Genomic DNA, 15,786 nt, shown 5'->3' with positions numbered 1-15,786 from the left:
TTTTGTGCAAGGTTTCCTCTTCAAGGATCATTGAAAATAATCCGACTTTTTTTTAGAAATTAAACCATTCCTAGCCAATCGTAATTAGGAAACCTTGTCCCCACAAAAAAAGTCCTGAAATTTCAGGACTTTTTTTATTTACTACAGTTTCTTATTTGCTATTCTAAAACGAAACTCACACTTACATTCGCTACAATTTCGATTTCACCAATTGCCAAGGTTTCTTTTGGGGTTGCTTCATCCATTGCCATCGATTTCATTGCATACATTCGGGGTTGCGGTTGCGGATTATAGGTTTGTGAATTATCAGAAATCAATATGGCCTTCCCTACTTTTTGTCCTAAAACAGAAACATAATCTTCAGCTTTGGCTTTGGCATCTTTCATTGCTAATTTTCGAGCATCGGATTGCAATTGTATCAATTTGGAAGATTTGAATTCAACATTATCAATTCTGTTGATTCCTTCATTAACCAAGCCTTCCATCAAAGTATCGTATTTTGATAAATCTTTTAACAAAATTTGAACTGACTGAGTGGCTATGTAATTAGATTTCTTTTTCTCGTAATCATAATTTGGATTCAAGGAAATTCGTTGGGTTTGAAAATCTTCGGCTGAAATGTTCGATTTCTTGATGAATTTTAAAATTCCATCCATTTTTTTATCATTCTCCCTTTTTACGTCCTCGGCTTTAGTTCCTTTTGTTTCAATTGAAATTGAAATCGAAACTTGGTCAGGAGCCACTTTTACTTTTCCTTCGCCAGAAACATTTATCATCGGAATTTGCTTTTGCTCTTGTGCATTTGACATTGTTAGAAATAGAATACCTAGAATCAATAGTGCTTTTTTCATTTTAAAATAAATTTAATTAGATTATACAATCTGTATTCAAATCTTGTGCCAATTATAACTTTCCTAATTTTGTCATCACAAATAGAATCAGAATAGGAATTGCTAAAAGCACTACCATAGAAGTATTATTTGTTAGCATATCTGGGTCTTTTATCAATGTAATCAAATAACCTCCTATTGCACCTCCAAAATGAGCCGTGTGACCAATGTTGTCATTCTTGGCCTTCATTCCATAAATGGAATACAATAAATAGCCAATACCGAAAAGATATGCAGGTATGGGAATGGGAATAAAAAATAAATACAAACTCATATTAGGATTAATCAGAATAGCCGAATATAAAATTCCTGTCACTGCTCCTGATGCCCCTATGGCTCTATAACTATAGTCGTTTTTATGCATCAATAAGGTCAGAAGGCTACCAAAAACAAGGCTAATCATATAAATTAATAAAAAAGAAGTATTTCCAAAATACTGAATCACAACAGGCGCAAACATATAAAGTGTGAACATATTGAAAAATAAATGTCCCAAATCGGCGTGCAAAAAACCGGATGAAATCATTCGGATTTGTTCGCCAGAACGAATGCTACCAATGTGAAATTCATATTTTCTAAAAAATGCCAAATCATTAAATCCTTTGTAACTGAATAAACAAGTGGCGGCAATAACTGCAATTAAAAGTGAGTCCATAACTAATTTGAATGTATTTTAAGATGTAAATCTAATTAATATTTGTGGTAATAAAATAGAGCAATGAATCTAAAATTACTATCCTGACCATTTTTTGAATTATATTTGTTGAAAATATGGAGTTAATGCGTTTTCTTATTTACCTTATTGTTTATCCGTTTTTATGGTGCATTTCGATGTTGCCATTTAAACTATTGTATCTTTTTTCAGATTTCATGTATCTAATTGTTTATTATGTAATTGGTTACCGAAAAAAAACAGTGCGGGAAAATTTAGCATTGGCATTGCCTCAGTTGTCTGCTTCCGAACGATTAAACATCGAAAAAAAATCATTTAGACATTTGTGCGATATGTTTCTTGAAATGATTAAAACAATGACTATTTCAAAAAAAGAGATCAGCAAGCGTTTTGTATTTCCTAATCTTGAAGTATATAAAAAACTTGAAGAACAAGATAAAAGCATTGCTATGATGCTGGCTCATTATGCTAGTTATGAATGGGTTATTTCGATGAATACCTATGTAAATTTCAGTGCATTTGCTATTTACAAAAAAATTGCAAATCCTTATTTTGATAAATTAGTTCGTGATATTCGTTCCCGATTTAAGGCAGCATTAATAACGACTAAAGAAACGGTTCCGTATATTATTAAAAATAAAAATAATCATTTGTTGTCTATTTACGGATTTGCTAGTGACCAATCGCCCAAAGTTGCTTCTGCTTTTCATTGGCAAAAATTTATGGGAATCGAAGTTCCTGTTCATACTGGAGCTGAAATGCTTTCGAAAAAATATGATATGAATGTCATTTTCTTGAAAGTCAAAAAAGTAAAACGTGGTTTTTATGAAGCTAGTTTTGAAATCCTTTCGGAAAATGCTAAAGAAGTTCCAAACTATCAAATTACTGATAAATTCTTAAAACTAGTTGAACAACAAATTTATGAAGCCCCTGAATATTATTTGTGGACTCACAAACGTTGGAAACATAAAAGATAGATTTTAGAATGTCTATTGAATACAAAAAACCGTTTTAGAAAAATCTAAAACGGTTTTTTTGTGAAAAATAAATAACTTGAATTGTTTATTCTGCCACAACTTTAAAACTACTATTTAAATTTTCGCCAGAAACATTCAATATATATATTCCTGACACTTTTTTGTTTGCAATATTTAAAGTAAAAGTTCCATTCAAATCAGAAACAACTTTCTCTTTAAGGATAATTCTTCCTGAAATATCACTTAATGTGGCAGTTGCCTGCGATTGTTTGTAACTAGGAATACTAACAAAAATTTGGTCTTTTACAGGATTAGGATAAACAGTACCATAATTGTTAAAGCTAAATTTTTCATTACTTAACATAGCTTGATTGTACAGGGCTGTTACTTCTGATGCTGTAAGGACATAATTAAACATTTTTAGTTCGTCAAACAATCCTTTGTATGGTGCAGGAGTGGTATTAGCAAACAACTCTAGCGCTCCGATGTTACCAATTACTAAATCTGTTGGTTCACCTATACCTACTGAAGTTCCTGTTGCATCTGCCTTCTCGCCGGTTAAAACACCATTGGTATATATCCTCATTTTGGCTGCGGTAATATCTCTCATAATAACCACATTAACCCAAGTACTGTTAAAATAACTAGTTGCTGCTAATGTTGAATTAAGTTCTGTTTTAGTTACATCATTATCTATAGCAAAACGCAATTGATTACTTTTAATTTCGACATTAAATCTTCTACCTGTCGCGCCTGTTATGGTATTTTTAGTCATTGAGCCTTTGCACAATATATAAGAACTTAAAGCTGTTGGAGACGTTGCCGGTAGCATACTTGCATCAGCTTTCATCCAAAATGAAACAGTAAATGAATTTTTATCAAAAAAAAGATTATCCTGATTTGGGACACTTACCATAAGTTTATTGGGTAATAATGTCGAGAAATCTATCGCATTATTGGCTTTACCAGCTACTCTTACAGCACTATTATCATAAGCTGCATCAATTTGACCATTATTAGCATAAGTTGAAATATCGGCAATTTGTTGTCCGTCGCCAGCAACTTCTTTAAAAGGCCAATGGCCAACAAGCTCAGGAGTCAATGCTTTGAAACTCCACACATCCCCAATTATATTTCCTTTTACATTAGAAGCATCTATTCTCCAATAGTAAGTTGTGGCAGGAATTAGACCATTAACTACATAAGAAGGAGAAGCAACATAAGCAAGATCGGCTAGCTTAGTCAAATTTGCTGCATCAGTTCCAAAATAAATTGAATAAGTGGTTGTGTTTGAACTACCCGTCCATTTTAAAGTTAAATTACCACTAACTAACTCAACAGTATTTGATCCTGAAGCAGGCGATGGAGCTGATGGTTTAGTTGGAGCCGATGGAATTGGCGGAGTAGTTAAGGATGCAATCGAAGTATAAACCGATGATTCTGTAGCATTGATAGCTTTAACTCTATAATAATATAAAGTATTTGGTGTTAAACCTGATTCGTTATAACTTGTTACATTAGCCCCCAATGTTGCAATTACCGTAAAATTAGTTCCATCTGTAGAACGTTCTAATACATAATTAGTTTCATTAGCAGCATTATCATTCCAATTCACAGTAAAAGAGCTTGCGGCTGGAACCTCAGTAGTAATTACATTAGTAAAAGTCACATTAGTTGGAGGTATAATAAAATCAGTAGGTGTTGTATTGGTTAGACCATTTATATAAACTTCTATATTCAAATACGGTGCATAAGTAGTGCTTACAGCCAAAGCATCGGCAACGTTTTTATTCAAGCCATTGGCATCTTCCCAAGCATCTGGCATTCCATCACTATCAGTATCCAAAGGAGCTGGAGCACCATAAACATGTCCAGCACCACCGTTACTAAAATTATATGGGGCTTTCGTTAAATCCGTTTGAACATAAACATAAGTTGCTGTTGTTCCTTTTGACATCAAATCAGAAATCATCAAATTGTCAACCTGATCACGTCTTGGATAAGATGCTCCAACACCTAAAACAATTTTATCAAATGCATCTTGAGCAGTTAAAGTAGTATTCTTCATTGGATAATCATACGGCGTTGCCAAAATAGAAGCCGCATCTTCAACAGGATATCCTGTTAAATCGGCAGGAACTAATGTTCCATCCAAAATACCATTTCTATTATTATCGAAATAATTACCCGCTCCGTATAGAGAGAAAAGTGAGTTACCTCTATTGAAAGGAGTAGAAACTGTAGTACTTGTATTAGGACCTCCAATAAAATAATTATTGATAATGTTTACGTCTGAACTTCCTGCTGAATCTCCACCCATAATGTAGGCATCACCAGATTCGACATGTCCATAAGTATTGCCATAATTACCCCAATTATAAACCACGTTATTTACAAATTCATTAATTCCTTTAATTTTATTATTTCGCGTTTTATTACAGATGTATAAATTCCCAATTAAACTTATCTTTCCACCAGATGGCTGCATCAATCCTCCGGCAGAGTGATTGTGACGATGCAAACCTTGACCTATAATACAATTTTGAAGAGTTATATTATCAGGGCTAGTTCCTTTACTGTCCCAGTTAATAGAAAATACTTCATCAGTACCCCAAGTAAAAGTCATATGATCCAAAATGATATTAGCTCCATTTGAGATACCAGAAGCATCTTGATTTTGTGTCGTATCTCCATAACGAATACGAAGGTATCGAGCTATTGTATTACTTGACCCAGAAAAGGATACTTTTCCTAAAAGTACAATACCTTCGCCAGGTGCGGTTTGTCCAGCAATAGTTGTGTTAGCTGCTACTGCAATTGCAGACGCTAGTTTAATGACACCACCAACTTTAAATATTACAAACCTACCCGGTTTACTAACTGCATCTCGAAATGAACCTGCTCCACTATCGTCTAAATTTGTTACAAAATAAACTTCAGGAGTTGCATATCCTCTTGCTCCAAGTGTGTATCGTCCAAAACCAGAAGCCTCTGGAAATGATAATGTTTGAGCATTTAAATCACCAAAAGTGATGATTAACCCACAAATCATAAAAATTTTAAGCAAATGCTTAACAATAAAATTATTTTGTTTCATAAAAATTGGTTGTAATTTTGGTTATTAGCTACTATTTTAGTTAAAAGCTAATTTAGCCTTAAAGACATAATATAGTATCCTGTACCATCCTGCATCATCAAAAGCTATTTTAGACTTTATCGTTTATTTTAATAAGCGACAAAACGACCCTTTCAGAGTTTAAAACACTAAAAGAGTCGTTTCATTTTTTATATAGTTTAAATTGAAATAGAATAGTTTGCTTTCTAATCAAAAGCTTTTTGAATATCCTAACAAAATGGTTTGCTTGTAATAAGGTTTAAAAGGACTCTCCATAAAGTCTCCTTTCAAACTCGCTCTATGAGACAAAGAAATATTTTTATAGATTTTAAATTTTGTAATAAATAAGCCTTCAAACAGAACAGTCGTTGAAGTTTCTGAAAAATAGTCCGAAGAAATTCCTAATCGATATTGCATTTCTAACCATTTTTTGTATTTCCTGTCGTACCAAATATTAAGCTCTGCACCCAATTGTTTAAAAACAAATAAATCATAGTTATTATTTGTATCAAATGTTTGGGTATAAAATCCTGTATTAGCAATCTCTTGGCTTGTCAATCCATATAAACTAACGGAATAAGGTGCAAAAGAAAGTCTGAAATAATCATTGGGTTGGTATTTTATTCCTGGCGAAAGCACAATTTCATAAGGACTTAAAAAACCTTGAATCTTTCCGTTATTGTTGTAATCTTTAAAATAATTACCATCAAAAGTGGTAAAAATAGAAGTGTTTGTTTTGACAATTAAATTTACGTTCCACTTGCTGCTTTTGCCCAGTGAATAGGAGAAATCGTGTAAGGTTACGAATTCATCACTGACTTTTTGAATATGATCTGTAGCAGAAATTCCTGTTTTTTGTAAGGAAAGATTCCAATGAAGTTCATTGGTCATTGCAAATCTATTTCCTTCTTTGTAATAATCTAATCCTAAATCTAAAGCACTTGTTGCTGAAAAAGCTTTTTTATCAGGTCCCGAAGACGAATTAAATTCTAATATATTGCTAACATTCAAACCAATACCAAAAGTAAATTGATACGATTTTACAGGTTCTTCACCCGCAGGAATTGGTTCGGGGTCAAATAATTTATTGGCAACTAAATTAGAGTCATATTTATCATATTTTATAGTACTTACCACTGATTTTAAAATTGATGCTTTTACAACTTTATTAGCTGAATTAATATAAGCATAGGTATATTTTGTGTGATTTTCTTTTAGAATATTACATCTAATTTCGATACTGTCTTTTTTAATTATTACATCTTTCTGAGCAAACAAACTATTTCCTACAAGAAAAAGAAGAAACAATAAAAAAGGATTAAATACAACAGTTTTTGCTTTTTTACAGATTGACAAATGAAGCGTATTGTTATTCATATGGTTTCTGTTTTAGTAAAAAAATCCAAATAACTTTTTAAATAAAAACAGGAAATCAAATCTGATTCCCTGTTCATCATTTAATCTATTTATTCGAAGCTCCTGTTCCTTTTTGATTAATTGCCATACAAGCACCATTTTCAATATCTAATAAAAAGTCAACTGAACCTCTTTTTGGGCTTGATTTTCCACCAGTTCCAGAAGACATCGTTCCTGTTTGAGACAAACCCCAGCTCCAATCACAAGATAATGTGTATTGACCATCAGGCAAATCAGTTGAAATATCACAACTGCCATCAGGACAGGATAAACTTATTGTTTTTCCGTTACCTTTCATCGAGAAATGAAAATCTTGCATCGAAACTTTTCCTGCTCCACCACCTGAACCTTGAACTGTTGAACTAGAACTTACTTCACTCATTCCAGATGTTACTGAAGATGTTCTTTTTCCCGTTGCTTGTCCGCTAGCTGCATCTCTTGGGCTTTTCACTTGGCTAACTGAATTATCACTTGAACTCACATCATATATTACAACAAAAGGTTTGTGCTGTCTTTTTCCAGTAGCCATTCCGCTGGCACCATCTCTGTAAGACATTTCAATTTTTGTGAAATTAAGCGAGCAACCTTGGTCTGTACTAACGACACTGCAACTAAGTCCTTTTGCAGTTTTGAGATCATAACCAGCAGTTTTGGCAGCGGGTTGTTGTGCTAATAATGAATTTGTAAAACTTGTTACGGCAATAAATGCTACTGTAATAATAAATTGATTTTTCATGATTTCTAAAGTTAAAATGTTAGTTTATTTGTTGTTATAGTAGTAGATACTTTAAGTCCAAAAATTGTTACCCCTTAAAATTAAAAATATTAAAAAAAATAGTACTGAATTGTTTTTCAAAAATGTAAACAGCTAAAATACATATGGTTACAAATTAAAAAAAATATTATTCTCCTTTTACATCTGATATTTTTATAAAAGTATCCGAAGATTTTGTAGGCTTAGAAATACTGTCTTTAACAACTTTCTTATCTGCATTACTCATTTTTATGGTATAATGTTGTTTTTCTGTAGTTGTCATTTTTCCCTCTCTTCCCTTCTGAGTAATTGTTTCATCTGACATTGATGTAGCAGAAGATTTGCCTTTTTGGATAACTGATGCTTTACTACTTTGAGAAGTTTGATCAGAAATTTTCATATATCCGTTTTGTTGACTACTCGTTTTTTGGTTATATCCCCTCTTAATTGCATCGCTTTTAACCTCATTATCAGCATCTGAAGGCATACTTTTCAAATCATTACTCATTACTTTCCTACTAGCTGTTTTATTTATAGTATCTTTTTTGCTAACTTGCGCAAACGCTAAAGCACCCATAAAAAAAGCTCCAATTAATGCGATCGTTTTTTTCATATTTCAAGAAATTTAAAAGTGATAAAAATATTTTTTTTGTTACTAAACCCAATAATTCTATTTATGTTGCCATTTCAACTATTCACGGTCGTGGCGTTTTTGCTCAACATCCTATTAAAGTTGGCTCCATTATTGAAGAATGTCCCATTATAAAAATGAAACTTCAGGAAATGACAGTTAGAAAGCATATGTTGTTAAACTATTATGCTTTTATGATTGATGAACAAAGCGAATATACAGGAATTGCACTAGGTTATGGCTCTTTATACAACCATTCAGACAATTGCAATGCCATTTATTATTTCAACAAAGACAAAGAACTTATGATTTTTGAAGCAGTTCAACCCATCGCAAAAGATGAGGAAATTACTATAAATTATCTTGGGCCTGAATCTGCTGGACAATCTATTGAAAGCTGGTTTAACAAACCTGAATTGTAATCTATTTTCTTAAAAAACTTTATAAATATACAAGTTTTTATTTAACACATAAAAAAACACACACCTTTTTGTTAAAAATATAAAAAAAATGCATCCAATATATAAAAACATTGAATGCATTTTTTTAACTAATTCTGCTTTTTGGATTAACTATTACTCAAATTCCAGCAATAATTTTGAATTCATCAATAATTTGAGAAATAAAAATTACTACTTACTGTCATCAAATGGGCTTTGATGTAAAATTATCGCTTTAAAGAAAAATGAGACTTAAAAGTTTTTGATTTTAAATCCCCATTTTGATCCATTTCTGTATAATTCAAAGTAAACCAATAATCTGAAGCTGGCATAAAATTACCAAGACGAGTACCGTCCCATCCTAATTCCTTTGGAGATATTTCTTTTATCAATTTACCATATCGATCAAAAATATAAATCTGTGCTTGATAGAAATTTTTGAAATTTGGAATATTCCAATAATCATTAATACCATCATTATTAGGTGTGAAAAATTTGGGGTATCCCATAATAGTAATTGGTTTAGTGATTAAAGTACAATTAACACTATCCTTTACTGTAATGCTATGTTCTCCGTATGGCAATCCATTAAAAACATTGGATTCTTGAAATTCATTATCGTCTAATTTAAAACGAAAAGGCCCTGTTCCTCCAACAACCTGAACATTTACAGAACCAATTGTTGCAAAAGCTTCACTAACATTTGCTATAAAATCACTAGCCATTATCGATGAAGTTACTGATGCGAAAGCTTGATTAGAACAGCCCGATTTTGAATTTGTAACCAATACGGAATATTTTCCCTTTTCAAGAGCGGTATAAGTGCTTTTTATATCGCCAAAAAGTAACGTACCATTCAAAAACCATTGATATTCATTTTCAACATCAGATAAACCAGTGTCCAAAACATAACCATTTACTAAATTTCCGGTTGAGTCTAAACAAACTACACCATCGCTCAAATGAGGTTCTGGAGTTAGATTTATAGTCACTGCTTTGGTCATTTTAAATTCACAACCTAAAATGTTTTTAAATTCGAATGTTACATTGTACTTTCCAGGAGCAGCATAAGTATGTTTAGGATTTTCAACTGTAGAAGTTGTTCCATCACCAAAATCCCAAAGAAAAGTATTTAATGTATTATCAGTATTTAAGGTGGTATTTGTAAAAACAACCTCTTTTTTATCGCAAGCATTAGCAACTTCAAAATTAATTATAGGATCTTGAAGGTTTAAAACTGTTGAAATATTAACCTTACATCCTGTTACAGATGTCAATTCGCAAATGTATTTTTTTCCGTCAATAGGGTTGTCAATTTTTATTGTTTGGGTAGTTTCACCCGTTTCCCACAAATACTCGAAACCTGTAGGAGCTGAAAGAGTAACCCCATTAGAATCAACACAATAACTAGAACCTATTCTAAGCGAGGAACAATAAGCATCTACATAAGCATATCCATAATGACCTCCTAGCGAGCAATCACTAGTTTCGAATTCTACAGTAATATTTTTACCGATATAAGGACTTAAATCCAATCCTACAGTAGTCCAATCTTTATAAACAACTCCATATTTATCACAAGTTTTAAAACCAGGAAGATTGCTTGTAGCAATTACATTATAAGAACCACAAGTAGGATCTATGAGTTCTCTGTTATCATTATAAATGTTTACCCTAAAGTAGGCTTGCTCTTCGGGTTTATGACCTGGATCTTGTAAAACAACGGCGTATTTATAAATAAATAAGGAATTGGCTTCTGTAATATCGACAGTATAAGATAGTGATTCGGCTTCTTTGCCCGTGCTGTCGTTACCTAATCTTGCAGAATAGGAACCTCCAGGAGCTACAACTGACAAATTATCGCAGGTATTGGGATCAACTCCTTTTCCCTTCATAATAGTATGCCTACCTCTAATAATTCCTGAATATTTGATTTCTACTGGACAACATTGTCCCGTTCCCCCTTCCCAACCAACAAGGGTACCCGTTTCAAAATCTAAATTATAACAGGATTCTTGTGAAGAAACTATGTTTGTAATTAGAAAAACTATTAGTAAAAGTAGTGCGTTTTTTTTCATAAAAGTTTTCTATTCGTTTCAAAATCAGATGGAAGTTATTTTACTGATTTCATTTCCTAATTACACCCCTTGGAGATTACAAAATTAATACTAATTTTTATCTTATTGCTAATTTGTATATTCTTACGCAAAAATCTTACCAAAAATTGCTTTTTCAAAAAAAACATCTAATACTAAATATAAAAGCCGTTTTAAATTTTACTCAAAAACGGCTTTTAATAAACTATGAAAGTTAAATCCCTGCTATAACCTTTATTTCATCAATGATTTTCAAGGCCAAAGCATCGGCTTTTTCTTGCGAAGCTGCTTCTGTATAAATTCGAATAATAGGTTCCGTATTGGATTTTCTTAGATGCACCCAGTTTTCGGCAAAATCAATTTTCACACCGTCAATCGTAGCAATATCTTCGTTTTTATATTTTTCGGTCATTGCCACCAAAATAGCATCCACATCAATTTGTGGTGTCAATTCAATTTTGTTTTTACTCATATAGTATTCTGGATATGAAGCTCTCAAAGCAGAAACACTCATTTTTTTGTTGGCCAAATGCGTCAAAAACAAGGCAACACCTACCAAACTATCACGACCGTAATGCAATTCAGGGTAAATAATTCCTCCATTGCCTTCTCCACCTATGATGGCATTGTTTTTCTTCATCAATTCGACAACATTCACCTCGCCTACTGCGCTAGCTTCGTAGCTACCATTATGTAAATTAGTCACATCACGCAAAGCACGCGAAGAAGACATATTTGAAACTGTATTTCCTGGAGTTTTACTCAAAACATAATCTGCACAAGCTACCAACGTATATTCTTCGCCAAACATCTCTCCGTCTTCAGATATAAAAGCCAAACGATCTACATCTGGATCAACAACAATACCTAAATCGGCTTTTTTCTCAACAACCAATTCTGAAATATCGGTTAAATGTTCTTTCAAAGGTTCTGGATTGTGAGGGAAATGTCCGTTAGGTTCACAATACAATTTCACGACTTCAACGCCCATTAATTCTAATAATTTTGGAATAATAATTCCGCCCGATGAATTCACACCATCAACAATCACCTTGAATTTAGCCGCTTTTACAGCTTCGATATCTACCAATGGCAAGTTCAAAACCTCATCGATATGAATATCCATATAAGCATTATTTTCAATAATTTCGCCCAAATTGTCCACATCCGAAAAATCAAAAGCTTCGGCTTCGGCAATTTGAAGGATTTTCTCTCCTTCAATTCCATTTAGGAACTCCCCTTTTTCATTCAACAATTTCAAGGCATTCCATTGTTTTGGATTGTGCGAAGCAGTAAGAATAATTCCTCCATCGGCACTTTCTAAAGGCACTGCTACTTCAACAGTTGGCGTTGTCGAAAGCCCTAAATCGATTACATCAATTCCTAAACCAATTAATGTATTTACCACCAAATTATGAATCATTGGCCCCGAAATACGAGCATCACGACCAATGACAACTTTAAAATTTGTTTTGAATTTATCGTTGATTGTTTGTTGTTTTAACCAGGTTCCATAGGCCGAAGCAAATTTTACTGCATCAACAGGAGTCAGGTTTTCGCCTACTTTTCCGCCAATAGTCCCTCTAATTCCTGATATCGATTTTATTAAAGTCATTTTGAATTAAATTTAGATTTTAAAATTTTTGACTACAAATATAATAAACACAGTTTAGAAAAGTCATTTAAAATTCATAGATTAGTCGAATGAATTTTCTAGCACATATCTATCTTTCTGGCGAAAACGGCTTGATAAAAATTGGCAATTTTATGGCCGATGGCATTCACGGAAAACACTTCGATTCTTTTCCTATAGAAATTCGAAAAGGAATTATTTTGCATCGAGAAATTGATACTTTTACCGATTCACATCCTTTATTTAGACAAAGCACCAAACGTTTGCACGCTAATTATCATCATTATTCTGGAATTATTGTCGATATTTTTTACGACCATTTCTTGGCAAAAAACTGGAAAAATTATTCGGATGAAAAATTGGAAGATTATACAGAACGCTTTTACCAATCTTTGAGAGATAATTTTGAAGTTCTTACTCCTAAAACCCAAAAGATGGTGCCTTATTTAGTTACTCAAAACTGGTTAATGAGTTACCAAACCGTTGAAGGCATTGAAATAATTTTAGAAAAAATGGATAATCGAATGAAACGCAATTCGAATATGCGATTTGCTGTAGCTGAATTGAGAACTTTCTACTCTGAATTTGAAGAAGAATTCACCTTGTTTTTTAAAGAAATACAATACTACTCCAACCAAAAAATACAAACCCTATAACCAATGAGTTTCATTCAAAATTTAGAAAACGCTTTTCAAGAAAATAGCAATCCTGAAAATGCTTTGGCTATGGCCAAATATATGCGAAATTATTTTTCGTTTTATGGAATGAAAACCGACCAAAGAAGACTTGTTTTTAAATCGATTTGGAGCGAAAATCGGATAGAAGTTTCAGCTCATTCTAGGGAAATTGCTTTGCAATTATTTTTAAAACCAGAACGTGAATTGCACTATTGCGGACTTGAAATCCTGATAAAACAATTGAAAAGAAATTATAGAATTGAAGATATTCAACTAATTGAAAAACTATTAATTACCAACTCCTGGTGGGACAGTGTCGATACGATTTCAAAAAATATTTTAGGTCAATATTTACTTGAACATCCGCAAGAAATCGAAAAAGTGATAGAACGTTTTTCGAATTCAGACAATATGTGGCTCAACCGCAGTGCGATTCTTTTTCAATTGGGATTCAAGCAAAAAACCAATTTCGATTTATTGAAATCAGAATGTGAAAAACATAAAAATTCCAACGAGTTTTTTATTCAAAAAGCCATAGGCTGGGCATTACGAGAGTATGCAAAAACGAATCCTCAAGCAGTAAAAAATTATGTAGCCAACACTAATTTAAAAAATTTAAGTCAAAAAGAAGCCTTAAAAAACATTCTTTGATTTCTAAATAAGTATTTTTGTACACTTCTAAAAAAGCAAAATGTTAAAGAAAACAATTTATAGAATTGAAAACCTAATTGCCTGGTCGCGGGATAAAATCACAAACAAACAATTTATATTTTTATCTAGTGTTTTGGTTGGTATTTCTTCGGCTTTTGCAGTAATTGTTTTAAAAGCTTTTGCCCACAGCATTTTTACTTTTGCCACCTATGTTACCAGTATTAGCATCTTTAAATACGGTTTTATCAAAGGAATGCTACCCGTTATAGGAATTATGCTGACTGTTTTTGTTGTCAAAAGATTTCTAGGTGGAAATATAGAAAAAGGCACCTCTCAAATTTTGTATGCTGTTGCCAAAAAAGCTAGTATCATTCCGAAGAAGCAAATGTATGCCCAAATCGTAACTAGTTCGCTTACTGTTGGTTTAGGAGGTTCAGCAGGATTAGAAAGTCCTATCGTAATTACAGGAGCTGCTTTTGGATCTAATTATGCACAACGTTATAAATTAAGCTACAAAGACCGAACACTTCTTATTGGTTGTGGTGTTGCTGGAGGGATTGCGGCCGCTTTTAATGCGCCAATTGCAGGGGTTTTGTTTGCTATTGAAGTACTATTAGTCGATGTCAGTATTTCGGCTTTTACCCCAATTATGATTGCTGCAGCAACAGGTGCATTAGTTTCTAAAATTGTTTTGAAAGAAACAATCCTGTTAACTTTCAAACAGCAAGAAGGCTTTGATTATCACAACATTCCCTATTACGTTTTACTTGGATTGATTACAGGAGTTGTTTCGGTTTACTACTCAAGAAATTTTCAAAGAGTAGAACATATTTTTGCCCGACTGAAATTTTCACCTTATAAAAAAGCTTTTTTTGGAGCTTCAATTTTAGCCTTATTGATATTTATTTTCCCAACCTTATTTGGAGAAGGTTATGAAAGCATTAAAACCTTATCTGAAAATGACCCGGGTCAATTACTTGAAAACACGCTATTTAGTAGTTACAGAAATAACAGTTGGGCACTTCTATTATTCATTGGCTTAACGGTCATGCTCAAAACATTTGCAACAGGAATTACTTTGGGAAGTGGAGGAAATGGAGGAAACTTTGCTCCTTCCATGTTCTTAGGTTCCTATGTTGGATTTTTCTTTTCTACTTTTTTAAATCAAATAGGACTCACAAAATTACCAGTTAGCAATTTTACAATGGTGGGGATGGCAGGGATTTTAAGTGGATTATTTCACGCTCCATTGACAGCTATTTTCCTTATTGCCGAAATAACGGGTGGCTATGACTTAATGATCCCGTTGATGATTGTAGCTTCTATTGGATTTACAATTTCAAAACGATTCGAAAAACATTCTATGGATGTAAAAAATTTAGCCCGAAAAGGTCATGTTTTAACCACCAATAAAGACACCAATATCCTTACTACTTTAGACACTAATTCGATTATTCAAACTGATTTTTTGACGGTTAGTCCAGACGAAAATTTAGAAAAATTGGTCGATTTGATATCCCATTCGAATCAGGTTATTTTTGCCGTTGTGGACAAAGAAAAAAACTTATTAGGAATCGTTCATTTTAATACTATTAGAGAAATAATCTTCAACCAATATCGGGTAAAATATACTTTGGTGAAAGATATAATGATAGAACCTCTGGAAATTATTTATCCTACCGATAGTATGGAAATTGTAATGAACAAGTTCGAAAAAGCTAAAGTCGTTTTTCTTCCTGTAATAAAAAACAGTAAGTATTATGGATTTATTTCGAAATCCAATGCCCTCGAAGCCTATAGAACCAAGCTAAAATCGATGACAATAGAATAATT

13 protein-coding genes are annotated in these 15,786 nt (G+C 32.7%); 5 read left to right on the top strand and 8 right to left on the bottom strand.

Annotated features, from left to right (window positions below; all coding sequences use genetic code 11):
- Positions 1–158 precede the first annotated feature (158 nt).
- Complete coding sequence (locus C3L50_RS13750) at positions 159–851, bottom strand: SIMPL domain-containing protein (RefSeq protein ID WP_103806759.1); 693 nt, start codon at positions 849–851, stop codon at positions 159–161.
- Positions 852–903: 52 nt separating this feature from the next.
- Positions 904–1,545 (bottom strand): rhomboid family intramembrane serine protease, encoded by a 642-nt coding sequence (locus C3L50_RS13745; RefSeq protein ID WP_103806758.1) that lies wholly within the window; start codon positions 1,543–1,545, stop codon positions 904–906.
- Between the two features lie 125 nt (positions 1,546–1,670).
- Here C3L50_RS13745 and C3L50_RS13740 point away from each other — a divergent pair, with 125 nt between their 5' ends.
- The gene (locus C3L50_RS13740) at positions 1,671–2,540 is read left to right on the top strand and encodes a lysophospholipid acyltransferase family protein (RefSeq protein ID WP_103806882.1); all 870 of its coding nucleotides are present in this window, start codon (positions 1,671–1,673) and stop codon (positions 2,538–2,540) included.
- Between the two features lie 85 nt (positions 2,541–2,625).
- On the opposite strand, the gene C3L50_RS13735 is transcribed toward C3L50_RS13740, so the two are convergent.
- From C3L50_RS13735 to C3L50_RS13720, 4 genes are all read right to left on the bottom strand, one after another.
- A complete protein-coding gene (locus C3L50_RS13735; protein WP_243400385.1) occupies positions 2,626–5,637 on the bottom strand; it encodes a LamG-like jellyroll fold domain-containing protein in 3,012 nt (1,003 codons plus the stop codon).
- A gap of 228 nt (positions 5,638–5,865) precedes the next feature.
- On the bottom strand, positions 5,866–7,032 hold the full coding sequence (locus C3L50_RS13730; protein ID WP_103806756.1) for a hypothetical protein: 1,167 nt from the start codon (positions 7,030–7,032) through the stop codon (positions 5,866–5,868).
- A gap of 85 nt (positions 7,033–7,117) precedes the next feature.
- Positions 7,118–7,807 carry a hypothetical protein gene (locus C3L50_RS13725; protein WP_103806755.1) on the bottom strand — a complete coding sequence of 230 codons (690 nt, stop codon included), beginning with the start codon at positions 7,805–7,807 and terminating at the stop codon, positions 7,118–7,120.
- A 166-nt stretch (positions 7,808–7,973) separates the two neighbouring features.
- Positions 7,974–8,438: a hypothetical protein gene (locus C3L50_RS13720; RefSeq protein WP_133158892.1), complete on the bottom strand. Its 465-nt coding sequence runs from the start codon at positions 8,436–8,438 to the stop codon at positions 7,974–7,976.
- Between C3L50_RS13720 and C3L50_RS13715 the strand changes: the two genes are divergently transcribed.
- Entirely contained in the window at positions 8,420–8,878 is a 459-nt protein-coding gene (locus C3L50_RS13715) for an SET domain-containing protein-lysine N-methyltransferase (RefSeq protein ID WP_103806753.1), read from the top strand. The genes C3L50_RS13720 and C3L50_RS13715 overlap by 19 nt on opposite strands.
- Positions 8,879–9,123: 245 nt before the next feature.
- Here the strand turns inward: C3L50_RS13715 and C3L50_RS13710 are convergent, their stop codons facing one another.
- On the bottom strand, positions 9,124–10,974 hold the full coding sequence (locus C3L50_RS13710; RefSeq protein ID WP_103806752.1) for a T9SS type B sorting domain-containing protein: 1,851 nt from the start codon (positions 10,972–10,974) through the stop codon (positions 9,124–9,126).
- Positions 10,975–11,206: 232 nt separating this feature from the next.
- Positions 11,207–12,607 (bottom strand): phosphoglucosamine mutase, encoded by a 1,401-nt coding sequence (gene glmM / locus C3L50_RS13705; RefSeq protein ID WP_103806751.1) that lies wholly within the window; start codon positions 12,605–12,607, stop codon positions 11,207–11,209.
- Positions 12,608–12,696: 89 nt separating this feature from the next.
- On the opposite strand from glmM, the gene C3L50_RS13700 reads away from it, so the two are divergent.
- The 3 genes from C3L50_RS13700 to C3L50_RS13690 are packed head-to-tail and all read left to right on the top strand — an operon-like array spanning position 12,697 to position 15,784.
- On the top strand, positions 12,697–13,281 hold the full coding sequence (locus C3L50_RS13700) for an acyl carrier protein phosphodiesterase (protein ID WP_103806750.1): 585 nt from the start codon (positions 12,697–12,699) through the stop codon (positions 13,279–13,281).
- A gap of 3 nt (positions 13,282–13,284) precedes the next feature.
- Positions 13,285–13,953: a DNA alkylation repair protein gene (locus tag C3L50_RS13695; RefSeq protein WP_103806749.1), complete on the top strand. Its 669-nt coding sequence runs from the start codon at positions 13,285–13,287 to the stop codon at positions 13,951–13,953.
- 40 nt (positions 13,954–13,993) lie between these two features.
- Positions 13,994–15,784: a chloride channel protein gene (locus C3L50_RS13690; RefSeq protein WP_103806748.1), complete on the top strand. Its 1,791-nt coding sequence runs from the start codon at positions 13,994–13,996 to the stop codon at positions 15,782–15,784.
- Positions 15,785–15,786 lie beyond the last annotated feature (2 nt).

The sequence above is a fragment of the Flavobacterium alvei genome, from assembly GCF_002920895.1.
GTDB lineage: Bacteria > Bacteroidota > Bacteroidia > Flavobacteriales > Flavobacteriaceae > Flavobacterium > Flavobacterium alvei.
The sequence above is the reverse complement of the archived record's forward strand: the minus strand, read 5'-3'. Positions and strand labels throughout refer to the sequence as shown.